Origin of the sequence: Sphingobium algorifonticola (assembly GCF_004005485.1) — a bacterium.
Lineage (GTDB): Bacteria > Pseudomonadota > Alphaproteobacteria > Sphingomonadales > Sphingomonadaceae > Sphingobium > Sphingobium algorifonticola.
In genome coordinates, this window is the sequence record NZ_RZUL01000002.1 from 408,566 (window position 1) to 420,962 (window position 12,397).

General features: G+C 63.1%; 8 protein-coding genes, 3 pseudogenes and 1 other annotated feature. Of the genes and pseudogenes, 1 reads left to right on the top strand and 10 read right to left on the bottom strand.

The window, feature by feature from the left end; genetic code table 11:
- Nucleotide 1: 1 nt before the first annotated feature.
- From ENE74_RS07020 to ENE74_RS07040, 5 genes are read right to left on the bottom strand one after another with little or no spacing between them, the layout of a single operon-like run.
- Nucleotides 2-1,342 (bottom strand): family 1 glycosylhydrolase, encoded by a 1,341-nt coding sequence (locus ENE74_RS07020; protein WP_164847396.1) that lies wholly within the window; start codon nt 1,340-1,342, stop codon nt 2-4.
- Nucleotides 1,343-1,355: 13 nt separating this feature from the next.
- Nucleotides 1,356-2,105, bottom strand: a complete 750-nt coding sequence (locus ENE74_RS07025; protein ID WP_127690185.1) for an HpcH/HpaI aldolase family protein — start codon at nt 2,103-2,105, stop codon at nt 1,356-1,358.
- A complete protein-coding gene (locus ENE74_RS07030; protein WP_241241870.1) occupies nt 2,102-3,238 on the bottom strand; it encodes a cobalamin-independent methionine synthase II family protein in 1,137 nt (378 codons plus the stop codon). The genes ENE74_RS07025 and ENE74_RS07030 overlap by 4 nt, the downstream gene beginning before the upstream one ends.
- Nucleotides 3,235-3,954: an alpha/beta fold hydrolase gene (locus ENE74_RS07035; RefSeq protein ID WP_127690186.1), complete on the bottom strand. Its 720-nt coding sequence runs from the start codon at nt 3,952-3,954 to the stop codon at nt 3,235-3,237. Before ENE74_RS07035 ends, ENE74_RS07030 begins: the two co-directional genes overlap by 4 nt.
- Complete coding sequence (locus ENE74_RS07040) at nt 3,951-4,976, bottom strand: LacI family DNA-binding transcriptional regulator (protein ID WP_164847397.1); 1,026 nt, start codon at nt 4,974-4,976, stop codon at nt 3,951-3,953. The genes ENE74_RS07035 and ENE74_RS07040 overlap by 4 nt, the downstream gene beginning before the upstream one ends.
- Before the next feature lie 572 nt (nt 4,977-5,548).
- On the opposite strand from ENE74_RS07040, the gene ENE74_RS07045 reads away from it, so the two are divergent.
- Nucleotides 5,549-7,822: a TonB-dependent receptor gene (locus tag ENE74_RS07045; RefSeq protein ID WP_164847398.1), complete on the top strand. Its 2,274-nt coding sequence runs from the start codon at nt 5,549-5,551 to the stop codon at nt 7,820-7,822.
- 112 nt (nt 7,823-7,934) lie between these two features.
- On the opposite strand, the gene ENE74_RS07050 is transcribed toward ENE74_RS07045, so the two are convergent.
- From ENE74_RS07050 to ENE74_RS07065, 5 genes and pseudogenes are all read right to left on the bottom strand, one after another.
- Nucleotides 7,935-10,055, bottom strand: a complete 2,121-nt coding sequence (locus tag ENE74_RS07050) for a beta-galactosidase (protein WP_164847399.1) — start codon at nt 10,053-10,055, stop codon at nt 7,935-7,937.
- Nucleotides 10,056-10,376: 321 nt separating this feature from the next.
- Nucleotides 10,377-11,512: pseudogene (locus tag ENE74_RS07055) on the bottom strand (IS3 family transposase); the annotation flags it as partial.
- Nucleotides 11,208-11,324: a sequence feature (AL1L pseudoknot), on the bottom strand. It overlaps the preceding pseudogene by 117 nt.
- A gap of 17 nt (nt 11,513-11,529) precedes the next feature.
- Nucleotides 11,530-11,739 (bottom strand): annotated as a pseudogene (locus tag ENE74_RS07060) (transposase); the annotation flags it as partial.
- 42 nt (nt 11,740-11,781) lie between these two features.
- Nucleotides 11,782-11,922, bottom strand: coding sequence for a hypothetical protein (locus ENE74_RS18180; RefSeq protein WP_164847400.1), 141 nt, complete (start codon nt 11,920-11,922; stop codon nt 11,782-11,784).
- A gap of 57 nt (nt 11,923-11,979) precedes the next feature.
- Nucleotides 11,980-12,336, bottom strand: a pseudogene (locus ENE74_RS07065) (site-specific integrase); the annotation flags it as partial.
- Between the last annotated feature and the right edge of the window lie 61 nt (nt 12,337-12,397).

A 12,397-nucleotide genomic window follows, 5' to 3' on the forward strand; every position in this document is an offset into this window, starting at 1 on the left:
CCTATAGCAGCCCTTCAATCCTAACGGGCCGCGCTGCCGCCACCAGCGCCGCATAACGCGCGGCGGCGGGCTTGGCGCGACGGGCAAATGTTGTGCGATCCACCGCATACAGGCCGAAGCGCGGGCCATAGCCCGAACGCCATTCGAAATTGTCCATCAGGCTCCAGTGAATATAGCCGAGCACCGGGATGCCGCCTGCGATCGTTGTGTGCAGATGGTCAAGCGTTTCCGCCAGATGCCGTTCGCGCAATGCCTCGTCCTCGGTCTCGATACCGTTTTCGGTGACGAACAGCGGTACGCGGGCATGGCGCCAGGCTTCCTTCAGCACCGCCGATATGACGTCGGGTGACGCTTCGGCACCGCTGGCGTTGAGCGGTACGCCGTCGGGCGCGCGCAGATATCCCGCAGGGCCTATGCGATACCGCATATAGGGTTGTACGCCGAGAAAATCATCCTTCGCTGCCGCCGCGTAGAAAAGTGCGCGGGCATTGTCGAAGATGCGCTTGTGCAGTGCCTCGCCGCCGGGCGTCGGCACCAGATCCTGGAGGGCAAGTGTCATCCCGACCTTGAGCTGGGGCATGACGGACTTGATCGCGGCCCGGCCCCTGGCATGGGCGGCAAGGCAGACGTCACGCACCTTGAACGAATCGCCCATGAAATAGGATCCGAAACGGTCGCTGCCCAGCGCGCGGCGCGCCGCCGCGATGATCGCCGCTTCGCCCGCGAAAGGCTGACTGCCGCGCATCACATAGGATGTCACCTGCGCATTGGGTTCGTTCAGGGTACAGGCTGCGCCGATCAGATCACCGATGGCGCGCGCGGCGCGCTCGGCATAGCGGGCGAAACGGTCGGCCGTGTCGGGATTTTCCCAGCCGCCCTGCGCGGCGATCCAGCGCGGGCTGGTGAAATGGTGGAAGGTGACGATGGGAAGAATCCCTGCCTCGCGCAGGGCGGCGCACTGACGCCGGTACTGGTCGAGCGTGGCGAGCGACCAGGCCCCCGGCTCCGGCTCTATCCGCGCCCATTCGATCGAGAAGCGATAGGTGGTGACACCCAGTTCGCGCAGCATCGCGACGTCCTCACGCCAGCGGTTCCAGCTGTCGCAGGCGTCGCCGGACGGTTCCTTGAAATTGGTCCCCGGCAGATGTTCGAGCAGCCAGTAGTCGCTGCCGACATTATTGCCTTCGATCTGATGCGCAGCTGTAGCGGTGCCCCAGACAAAGCGTTCGGGCCAAGATCGGCGCGGCGGCTGTGCGGCAGCAATGGCGGCGGGGAGACCGGCTGCGGCGGTGGCTGCGACGGTCAGGGCGGTCAGGGCCGTGCGGCGTGTCATATCCGTCATGTCCGATTGTCCCTCACATGCCGCAGGCGATGCGCGCGGCGGCGGCACCGGCGCGCAGAAAGCCATGGTCCGATCCCTGAAGAAACAGCGTTGCCCCCTTTTCGCGCCACTGCGCCACATCGGCGTTGCGGGGCACGAACATGCCGACTGGCCGCCCTGTCGCCGTGCCGGCCGCCAGGATGCGATCCACCGCCGCCAGCACGGCGGGATCGTCCGGGCTGTTTGCTTCGAGCGCGACGGTCAGGTCGATGCGGCCCACGAACAGCGCGTCTATGCCGTCGACGGCGGCAATCGCATCGATATCTGCCAAGGCTTCGATATCCTCGATCTGGGCGATGACGACCGTTCGTGCGGCGCTGGCCGTGCGATGGTCGGCCATGCCGGAAAGGCCATAGCCTGCCGCGCGTGAGGAACCGGCATAGCCGCGCCCGCCTGGCCCGTAATGCGCGGCGCGCGCGGCCGCCTGCGCTTCGGCGGCAGACCGGATATGCGGCAGGAGCACGCCGTCTGCCCCGCAATCGAGCGCGTTCAGTATATGCTCGTGCGCCGCCGTCTGGGTGCGAACGATGACGGGCAAGTGCGCCGCGCGCGCGGCGTGGATGCAGGCGTCGATCGCGGCCCGGTCGAACGGGGCATGTTCCGCATCGAGACACAGGAGGTCGATGCCCGCGGTCGCCAGCACCTCGACCAGCATGGGGGCAGGGGTCTTGAGGAAGGTGCCGAACAACGCCTCTCCCGCCGCGATACGCTGTTTGAGAGTCATGCCGCGATCCTGCTGCTGGCGAGCGCCGCGCCTTCCGCCAGTGCGGCGAGCTTTGCCCAGACGATTTCGGGATCGACTGCGCCAAAGCCCGCGAAGGTGGAAAAGCCGCAGTCGGTCCCCGCGATGACGCGCTCTGCGCCGAACAGATCGACGAACTGGCCGATGCGATTGGCGACGACGCGGGGATGTTCGATGAAATTGGTGGTCGAATCGATCACGCCGGGAATGAGGATCCGATCATCGGGTATGAGGCCCCGGTGCGCGGCGAAGGCTTCCCAGTCATGCTGGTGGCGGGGGTTCGCAGTTTCGAACAGCAGGCCCTGCGGCTTTGCCTGCATCAGTACGGGCAGGATCGTCTCCATCTCCACATCGCAATGATGCGGCCCTTCATAATTGCCCCAGCAGACATGCATCCGCACCCGATCGGCTGGCACGTTACGCAGTGCGTGGTTGAGCACCGCCACATGCCGGGCGATGCGGACGAGATAGTCCGCGTCGCTGCGGTTTTTGAACATCATGTGCCGACCAAGGCCAAGGTCCGGGCTGTCGAGTTGCAGGATGAGTCCGGCCGCGACGATGGCTTCATATTCCGGCCGCATCGCTTCGGCCAGCGCCTCCAGATAGGCATCGTCATCGGGGTAGAAATCATTGGGCTGGAACAGGGCGATGACGCCGGGCGACGCGGCATTCATAAAAGCGTCTTGTGGCCCGTGCGCGGCGCGCGCCGCAGCGAAGCGGCGCAGGTCGTCTTCCAGCGGGGCAAGTGTAACCGGCCGGACTTCGCCGACGCAGCGGGGCCGACGATAGCTGGGTGTCCCGCCGCCCTTGGCCTGTCGCGCGAGAAAGCTCGGGAACGCCTCCAGATCGGCGGGCGGCTGGCGCGGGCTGTCACCATCGAACCCGCTGATCCGGTCCTTTATGTAGGTGGCATAGCTGATCTTCGCCATTTCACCGTCGGACACGATGTCGATGCCCGCCGCCACCTGTCGCCGCACGCAGTCGTCGACCGCAAGCGAGAGGACGGCGTCAAGCCGCGCCGTATCGACGGCCTCGCCTGCCTCCATGGCGAAGAGCAGGTCGGTCAGTTCCGCGCCGCGCGGCAGCGAGCCGACATGGGTGGTGCGAATCATCATGGCAATTGTTCCTTGTGAAGCCAGGCAATGAGGGCATCGGCGAGCGCGTCGGGCTGTTCGAGCGGCAAGAGATGGCCGGCATTCGGGATGACATGCAGGCTGGCGGCGGGGCCGATTCTGGCGGCCCAGTCGCGGTGCCATTCGGGCGAGCACAGCCGATCCTCATCCCCGCAGGCGACAAAGGCGGGTCGCGTAATGCCGCCCAGCACAGGGCGCAGATCGGCGCGGGTGCGCAACGCTTCGCTCTGGCGCACGAAGACGTCCGGCCCGAGGCCCAGTGCCATGTCGAGCACCAGTGCCCGCAGCGCGCTGTCCTGCGCCTGCGCCTGCGCCAGATAATGCGGCTTGAGTTCATCGGCGACCACTTCCGCCAGCCCCCCGGACCGGACATCGGACTGCTGGCGCGGGCGCACGGCGGCGCGTTCGGGCAGGTCCGCGGAAGCATTGAGCGCCAGCAGGCCGATCGCGGCCAGGCGGGCAGGGGCCTGGCGCATCATCTCCAGCGCGACGATGGCGCCCATCGAAAAGCCGACGGGGATCACGACGCCCGGCGTCTCGTCCAGCATGTCCGCCGCCATATCGGCGATGGTGGACTGTCGGGAGAGGTCGCCCACGCGGCTGTCATGGCCCGCCTGCGCCAGGCGTGCCTGCAATCCCGCCCACAGGCGCGCGTCGCACATATTGCCCGGTAGCAGGAGAAGCGACGCTTTACTCATGCAAGTCTGGCCGAGGCCCCGCGCAGCAGATCGCCGGAGAACAACCGCCGCTCGGGGCCGATCGACGCATCCTCGATCCGATCCATCAGCATCGAGACGGCTGCCTCGGTCATCCGCCCGACCGGCTGGCGGACGGTGGTCAGGCGATAGCTCGCCCAGCGCGCGGGGGCCACGCCATCGAAGCCGACGACCGATACGCGATCGGGCACGGCGAGGCTGCATTCGATACGAACGGCATCCATCGCGCCGATCGCCATCACGTCATTGGCCGCGATGATCGCATCGAGTGGCGCAGCCTTCATGAGGCGCAGGGCCGCATCATAGCCCGATTGATAGGAAAAATCGCCGCGGTCGACCGGAACGTCGCGCAGGCCCGCCTGTGCAAGCCGCTCGACGGCGGCGCGCACGCGAGCCTCCCCGACTGTCGAATCGCCGGGACCGGCGATCAGGCCGAAGGCGCGCGCGCCCGCAGCAATCATCCCGTCCACCAGCATCGCTTCGCCCGCGCCCGATTCGCACATGACGGAGGATACCGGCGCTTCTTCCATCTGCCGGTTGTAGAGGACGAGCGGAATGCGGGAGCGGGCGAAGACTTCCGCCTGATCGCGCGAGAGACGGGCTGCGACGATCGCCCCATCGACCTGGTAACGCCAGATCTGGTCCATGACCGCATCGATCTCGCTTTCATTCTGGAGGGTGAACAACAGCACCCTGATGCCGCGATTGGACAGGCGGGTCGTCAATTCGGCCAGCACTTCGGGATAATGCAAGTTGGTGAGGTTCGAAATGACGACGGCGACCATGTTCGACCGGCGGGTAATCAGCCCCTGCGCGATCGCGTTCGGGCGATAGCCCAGAGCTTCGGCCGCCGCCATGATCCGCTTGCGCGTGGCGGGGGACACCGACCCGCCTTCGCGGAAACAGCGCGACACGGCGGATTGCGATACGCCAGCCAGTCGCGCGACATCATAGGATGTGCCGCGCCGTTCGCCGGTGCTGTCGCTGGGAGGCTTCACGGGCATGTTCAGAGTCTCCAATTCCGCGCGCGCGGATGCGGCGGCCAGTCGGGAGAAACCGTGCGCCAGCGCCCTTGCAGGCGCAAGAGGCAGATTGGACGGGACGGTGCGGCTGGACCTGGCGGATCGGCGCGATCGCCGGTGGCCCGTCACGCAAACCAGGCGCCGTCGATCGGTTGCCTCTGTCTGACCGAGCGATGAAATGGCCGCCTGCTCCCTCACGCCCGCTGCCTGGCGAACTTGCATCACAGTCATGACTGCAAATGACTTCGGATGCAATTTAATTGTTCATATTGCCCCGGCTGGGGAGGAAATATGTTCCAAACCATGTGGTTTTTTCGCAACATCTCGCATGGATTGCGGACCATTCTGCATTCCAAGTCAGCAAAATATGGCAGTGCACCGTCCTGAATGGCGAGAAAAATGATATTATATCAATATGTTGATTATATGATGTGTTGATGACCGACTAATCTCTTGCTTTTTTGTTACGGTGCGGCATGTTTCCGAATGCAGATCGGCGGAAAATCAGACGGTCGCCAAATCACATCGACATCATGTTTCGGGGAGATACACAGATGAGGGACAGTTTCAGTTCGGCCGGTTTTCGGCACATGCTGCGCGCCGGCGTATCGCTTGGCTTTATGGCGCTGCCCACGGTGGCGCTGGCGCAGGATGCGCCGCAGGCCGACGGTGCGGGTCTGCCCGACATCGTCGTGACCGCGCAACGCCGGAACGAGCGGGTGCAGGACGTCCCCATTTCGATCACCGCGTTCGGCGCGGAGCAGTTGCAGGCGCGCGGCATTACCGACATCTCGCGCCTCGACAAGTTCACGCCCGGTTTCAACTTCGGCCAGTCGGGGCTTGACCAGCGGCCCGCCATCCGCGGTGTGCGGACGGAGAATGTCGCGGGCAACGGCGACCCGACGATCGGCTTCTATGTCGATGATATCTACCAGAGCCGGTCGGTGCAGGCCGGTCAGCCCTTCATCGACTTGCAGCGCGTGGAAGTCGCGCGTGGCCCCCAAGGTACGCTGTTCGGCCGCAACACCTTCGGCGGCGCGGTGTCGGTGGTAACGGCCGTGCCGACCAAGGATTTCGATTACGGCGGCAATTTCATCGCGGGCAATTTCAACCGTTTCGCGGGGGATGGCTTCATCAACATCCCGGTCAGCGACACCTTCGGCATCCGTGTGGCGGGATCGAAGGAACGGCGCGACGGCTATGTGAAGAACATCGTGGTGCGCAACAACGATCTGTTCGAAAAGGATTCCAGTTTCGTGCGCGTGACCGCGCGCTACGCGCCGTCTGACGACCTGGAAGTCATCCTGCGCGGCAATTTCTGGCATGAAGGCGGGACCGGCGGTCAGGCCTTCGGTTACAAGCCGCAGGGGTTGCTGGTCGATCCGACCACCGGCCTGCGTTCGCTCAGCGGTGTGCTGGTGCCCAACGTCAACACCCTGCCACGCGACGGCATTCCCGATCTGAACGGATTCGATCTCGGCACGAGGGTCGATCCCGATCCCTACACCTGGCAGTCGCAACTGCCCGCGCGGACGGAAATCAAGCAGTGGGCCGGGTCCGGCCAGATCCGCTGGCAGAATGACAGCATCTTCGTGCGGTCGATCACCAGCTATCAGGATTTCCAGTATTTCAGCAACAGCGGGTCGATCGTCGGAACCCCGGTCGATGAAACCTTGCAGACGCGCAACAGCGAAGCCTTCAGCCAGGAGTTCCAGATCGGTGGCGCGCAGAGCAAGCCGTTGCAGTGGATCGTCGGTCTCTATTATTTCGACGACAAGATTTTCGACGAGTTCCGGTCCGACCGGCTCAATCTGAACGATGGCGTCAACGGCGGCGCGTTCCCCACGGCGGTGAAGGTGAAATCCTATGCCGCTTATGCGCAGGCATCCTATTATGTGACCGAGCAGCTTCGCCTGACCGGCGGCGGCCGCTATACGATCGACAAGAAGGATTTCGACGCCGACAACTTCAACCTCGTCGCCGGGGTGCCGGTCCGCACCAGCGGTCTTGATGCGTCCGACAAGTTCAAGAAGTTCACCTGGCGTCTGGGGGCGGATTATTTCGCAACGCCGCAGAACATGCTCTATGCGAACGTCTCCACCGGCTTCCGCTCGGGCGGCTTCAACGGCGGCGCGGGCACCAACCCCAACATTCCCGCCACCTTCCAGCCGGAAACCGTGACGGCCTATGAAATCGGGTCCAAGAACCGGTTCCTCAACGGCATGCTGCAACTCAATCTCGCAGCATTCTATAACGACTTCAAGGATTTGCAGATCCAGAACCAGTTTCTGGTGAATGCCGTCACCTTGTCGGCCATCCGCAATGCCGGTGCAGCCTATACTTATGGTCTGGAAGCCGACGCGATCTTCAAGCCCGTGCCGGAATTGACGCTGACGGCGACGATGAGCCTGATGAAATCGCGCTATGAGGAATATGTGACCGGCCCGCCGGCGGGCTATTCCGGTTCCTTCCTCAGCCTGGAGGGGAACCGCATTCCCTTCACGCCGAAATATAAGTTCACCACCGGCGCGCGCTATGACCTGGTGATCGACGGGATCGGCATCATCTATCCGCAGATCGATGCCGTATTCTCGGGTGGCTATTTCAATACCGACTACAATACCGTGCTCGACTATCAGAAAGCCTATCAGAAGCTGGACCTGCGCCTCGGCTGGGATTCGGAAGACGATCGCTTCGGGGTTGAGCTGTTCGTCGAGAATGTCACGGACGAAGCAGTCAAGAACCGGGGCGTCTTCGGGTCGCAGGGGCTGAACGCCAACTACGAGCCGCCGCGTTTCTATGGCATCCGCTTCCGCGTCCGCAAATAAGCGGCGCTAGTCGCAATAAAAGGCGGGCCAGGCATCACGCCTGGCCCGCCTTTTTTTTGATCGCCCTATGCGGTGGACCGGTGCCCCCGCACAGCTGCGGTTCCGGCAGGGATCAGCGGGGCGCCTCGAACACCGCGACATCCCAGGGGGCAAGGCGCGCCTCAGCCGTCATTCCGCCATCGCCCAGCAGCGTCTTCATCGGCTGCGGCAAGCGCACGGTCTGCGGCACCGTCCCCCAGTTGATGGCGAGATAGACCGTGCGATCGCCGGACTGGCGGGCCGTCACTTCGACATCCGCCGGAATGTCCGGCCAGACCGGTGACACCTTTGCGCGCCCCGCCGCCCAGGCGATCACGCGGCCCAGCATCTCTTCGTCAAGCCACGCACCGACATAGGTTATCCGCCCCTTGCCGACCGGGCGGGTGACGACGGCCGCTTGCCCATCCAGCCAGCCGTCGGCCGTGCCATAGCGCAGCAGAACCTCGACATCGGTTGCCTGCGGCGTCAGCCGCTCCGCCCAGACGGTCGCCGATCCGCTGCCGACCGACCCGGACACCGGCCAGGGCGCGGGCGGGATGGCGCTCATGTCTATCCGCGCGCCGAGCATCGTCTCCAGTGGACCGAGCTGGCCGGGTTGCCACAGGTTCGAATCCTCATCCTTGACGCCCGATCGCGGCCCCAGCACGAGATGGCCGCCGCCTTCGACATAGGCCGCCAGACGCTGTGCCGTTTTCGGGCTCATCAGGTGGAGGCTCGGCGCGACAACCATCGGATAGCGGGATAGACCGTCCCAGTTTCGCGGCACGTCGACGCCCTTGGCCGCGCGCATCAGGGCGCCACGATAGCGGGCGAAATGCTTCCACACGTCGTAATCGGCGGTCATCGGCTGACGCTCAATGGCCCATCGGCTCGGATAATCGTACAACAGGGCGACGTCGGTCTGCGGCACGGTGCCCTTCACGGCGGGCCACGCTTTTTCCAGCTCGACACCGGTACGGGCGATTTCATCGTAGACCGGATTGGGCCGACCGCCTGCATCCAGCAACGCGCCATGATTGGTTTCCCGGCCGTTGAGCGGCATCCGCAATGCCCAGAAGGAATAGCCGTCTGCCCCATGCGCGACCGATTGCCAGACCATGGCGCGCAGTTCACCGCGCGGCTGCGTGTAGTTGCGGTCCGACCAGTTCATGTTGCCGGGTGCCGCCTCCAATATCCAGGGCGCGCGGCCCAGGTACCCACGATAGAGATCATGCAGCAACGCGCCTTCGCCCGGAACCAGACGGGCACCTTCGAAATACCAGTCCCACCCGACGAAATCGAGTTGCTGCGCCGGCACGCCAAAATCGAAATTGTCATAGTGCGCGACGTAATTCGTCGTAATCGCCACGCCCGGCGCGAGATGCGGCCGCATCGCATCGATCTGGACGCGCTGATAATCTGCCCAGGCATCGCTGAAAAAGCGCAGCCAGTCGATCCAGAGCTGCGGCTGATCGTTGGCATCGGGAATGTTGATCTGCGCCCAGTCGCTGTAGATCAGGCTCCAGTAGACATTGAAATGACGCTGGTTCATCGCATCGACGGTCGCGTATCGGCGCTGCATCCAGTCCTGAAACCGCTTGCGGGTTTCGCCGTCATAGGTCGCCCGGCCATATTCATTGTCGATCTGAAAACCGATGACGGCGGGATGGCGGCCATAGCGCCGCGCCAGTTCCCCGGCGATCCGCGCCGCAAAGGTGCGATAGCGCGCGCTGCCGACCGAATACTGCCGACGGCCACCGTGGCGCGCCGGGCGGCCGTCCGCTTCGACCACCAGCGTGTCGGGATAGGCCTGCGTCAGCCAGATGGGTGGCGCGGCCGTGGGCGTGCCGATCATCACCTTGAGACCATGGGCCTGCGCACGGGCGATGGCGCGATCGAGCCAGGCAAAGTCGTAGACCCCCTCGCGCGGCTCCATCTTCGCCCAGGCGAACTCGGCGATGCGGACATAGCGGATACGCGCCTTGCGCATCAGTGCGAGTTCCGCGTCCCAGCCGCTTTCGGGGAAATGTTCGGGATACCAGGATACGCCATAGGCAAAGGCCGCAGGCGGCGCGGGGGCGGGTCGTTCCGGCGGCGGCGTATCCTGCGCCCGGACGGGAGGGGCGGCGGTCGTCACCAGAACCGCTGCGGTCGAAAGGAACATCATGGCGCGCCGCCGTAGTGTCTTCCGCCAGGCCTTGCTTGTACTGCTCATAACATGCTCCCCAATTGATTGCATCCGAATGCAATACAACAGGGCTACTGTATTTTCAGGCGCATGTCAGCGCCGATCTGTCGGATTATCGCGCACTGGGACCGAGATGGAGGCCCGAGCCAAGTTTCAGAGTGGAGCTTTTGTAAGGCGTTATTGTATTTGGTATACCCAGCTACCGGGTGACAACCAGTCGGTTTCTTTGAACGCATATGAGAAACGGCAAATCATGCTCGCAAGCATGGGCAAATTCAAATTCGATCAAGGGCATCAAAAGGCGTAGTCTGAACCGCCCCGGGACTGCTGGAGGCCGTTTGGTTTAAGTTACGCGGCCATGGAGACGTCGTCCAGTGTGGCGTAATATCGTTCCTCGGCTTCGGCGGGCGGGATATTACCGATGGGCTCCAGCAGCCGCCTGTTGTCGAACCAGTCAACCGATTCGAGCGTGGCATATTCGACCGCTTCAAACGATCGCCATGGACCTCGCCGGTGGATCACCTCGGCCTTGTAAAGGCCATGGATTGTCTCGGCCAAGGCGTGGTCGTAGCTGTCACCAACACTCCCGACCGGCGGCTCGATTCCGGCCTCGGCGAGCCGCTCGGTATATTTGATGGATACATATTGGCTGCCGCGGTCGCTGTGGTGGACAAGTCCGCCACGATGAACAGGTCGGCGATCGTGGATAGCTTGCTCGAGCGCATCCAGGACGAAGTTGGCATGTGCCGTTCTGCTGACCCGCCAGCCCACGATATAGCGGGCATAGACATCGATGACGAACGCCACATAAACGAAGCCCGCCCATGTCGCGACATAGGTAAAGTCCGACAACCAAAGCATGTTGGGTGCCGACGCATGGAACTGCCGGTTCACTTGGTCGAGCGGGCAAGCTGCAGCTTTGTCGCCGATCGTCGTGCGCACCGGCTTGCCGCGGATGACACCTTGCAACCCCAGGTCACGCATCAGCCGCTCGATGGTACAACGCGCGACGGCGAAGCCCTCGCGGTTGATCTGCCGCCAGACTTTACGCACCCCGTAAACACCGAAGTTCTCGGCAAAGACGCGCAGCACCTCTGGCTTCAGGTCCCGATCGCGCCGAGCACGATCCGATAGCCTTCTTGGATCTCGTCGCTGAGCGGCACGCTCATGATAGGTGGATGGGGCGATCGGCAGAACCCGACAGATCGGCTCGACCCCATAAACCTCACGATGCTCGTCAATGAAGGCAGTCATCTCCGAAACGGGCGGTCGAGCTCCGCCTGGGCAAAATATGCCGACGCCTTGCGCAAAATCTCGTTGGCCTGGCGCAACTCACGTTTCTCGCGCTCGAGCGCCCTGAGGCGATCAGCCATCTCGGTCGGCACACCGACGCGCTTGCCGCTATCAACCTCAGCCTTCTTCACCCACTCATGAAGCGTCTGCGGAACACAGCCGAGCTTCGCTGCGATCGAAACAATCGCTGCCTATCGTGATGGATGATCGCCTTCCGCCATCGCACAAAGCGGTTGTAGCAGGTCGTGCGCGGCCCATAGCGCTCTGGCAGGTCGCGCCATGGCGCACCGGACCGCAGCACCCAGAAGATTCCGTTCAGCACACGGCGGTCATCGACGCGCGGAACACCTCTCGGCTTGTTAGGCAACTGCGGTTCGATCACACGCCACTCGAAGTCGGTCAGATCATATCGGCTCATGCCGACCCTGAATCACTGTTCGATGGAAAGGGGAAGGCTTGTTTATAGCCGCCCGACACTCTGCTCGATGATGTTACCAATGACGACGAGGGCAACGACGCCCCCGAGCAGCCACCACCCTAAGCGCGGCTTCCACCGGTTCAGGAAGATCACCGTTATCGGCAAGCCGATCATGATCGCCACGGCGACTATTAAGTCGAAGCCACTTATCGGCATAGGTCCACCATCGTCAGAAACCTAATCGTCTATGCTCCCGCCTCGCAACTCGAGCCATTTTAACAGGCGCGCACGAACATCATCCAGAATTTCCAATTGTACCGGACGCCCTGTCTTTTGTTGAACGACAATCGCTCGGTGACAAATTTCACGATTGCAGACGATGTCGCCAATTTTCATTTTTACCAGATCACACCCGCGTAATTTGCTGTCGATGACTAGATCAAAACGCGCTCGATCCCTGATGCGTCCGTTCTGATCCAGAAAAAAACGCACCGTCCAGATCTGGCGCGGCTTTAATGCCCTTTTTGCACCGACCTTGCGTCCCGCATTCCATGCGGGCCACTCCCGTGCAGCACGATCAAACTCTGAATACCCCATCAGAATTCGCCATGCGAGAGAGGTAAGATGGTGCGACCTCAACGCTTTTCGCAAGATTGCG

What these genes read in the sequence shown, in the direction of transcription:
- ENE74_RS07035 (WP_127690186.1), bottom strand. Translation starts at nt 3,954, where the DNA reads ATGAGTAAAGCGTCGCTTCTCCTGCTACCGGGCAATATGTGCGACGCG.
- ENE74_RS07020 (WP_164847396.1), bottom strand. Translation starts at nt 1,342, where the DNA reads ATGACGGATATGACACGCCGCACGGCCCTGACCGCCCTGACCGTCGCA.
- ENE74_RS07025 (WP_127690185.1), bottom strand. Translation starts at nt 2,105, where the DNA reads ATGACTCTCAAACAGCGTATCGCGGCGGGAGAGGCGTTGTTCGGCACC.
- ENE74_RS07050 (WP_164847399.1), bottom strand. Translation starts at nt 10,055, where the DNA reads ATGAGCAGTACAAGCAAGGCCTGGCGGAAGACACTACGGCGGCGCGCC.
- ENE74_RS07030 (WP_241241870.1), bottom strand. Translation starts at nt 3,238, where the DNA reads ATGATGATTCGCACCACCCATGTCGGCTCGCTGCCGCGCGGCGCGGAA.
- ENE74_RS07045 (WP_164847398.1), top strand. Translation starts at nt 5,549, where the DNA reads ATGAGGGACAGTTTCAGTTCGGCCGGTTTTCGGCACATGCTGCGCGCC.
- ENE74_RS07040 (WP_164847397.1), bottom strand. Translation starts at nt 4,976, where the DNA reads ATGCCCGTGAAGCCTCCCAGCGACAGCACCGGCGAACGGCGCGGCACA.